This window comes from Thalassorhabdomicrobium marinisediminis (genome assembly GCF_003072065.1).
In the GTDB taxonomy this organism is placed as follows: domain Bacteria; phylum Pseudomonadota; class Alphaproteobacteria; order Rhodobacterales; family Rhodobacteraceae; genus Octadecabacter; species Octadecabacter marinisediminis.
The window spans coordinates 1-531 of sequence record NZ_QCYG01000038.1; the positions used below are offsets into that span (position 1 = coordinate 1).

1 protein-coding gene is annotated in these 531 nt (G+C 42.0%); it reads right to left on the reverse strand.

All coding sequences use genetic code 11. The annotated features are described in order from the left end of the window. Positions 1-169: 169 nt before the first annotated feature. Positions 170-531 (reverse strand): reverse transcriptase domain-containing protein (locus DC363_RS16625; protein ID WP_146180824.1); only part of this gene is annotated, 362 nt, incomplete at its 5' end.

Below are 531 nucleotides of genomic sequence, written 5' to 3' on the forward strand. Positions count from 1 at the left end.
GTTTAACCACTATCAAAATATCATACTAGTGCATCATCTCCAAGTTCTTCATCTCCAACTCGGAAGCAAGCTTTTGGTGTGTGTCGACAATCAATCTATCTTCACCTGTAATAAACAGGTCATCCATATACAACAGTAGTATCGCTGGATTGCCTTCCTCAACCTTTTATTAAAGGTTGGAATCCGCTTTACTCTTGGTAAAGCCCAAGCTAGATAGGAAACTGTCCATCCTACCATACCAAGTTCTGGGAGCTTGCTTCAAGCCATACAAGGCTTTCTTCAATCTGCACACATATGACTCCCTGTCATGTATTTCAAAACCAAGTGGCTGCTCCACATACACTTCCTCTTCAACTACACCATTCAAGAAAGTTGTCTTGACATCCATCTGGTGTATTTTCCATTTCATTGCTGCAGCCAGGGCAAGTACTGTTCTGATGGAAGTATACCTGGCTACAGGTGCAAAAGTTTCTTCATAATCTATTCCCTCTTTCTGGGAGAAGCCATGAGCTACAAATCTCACTAGATCGG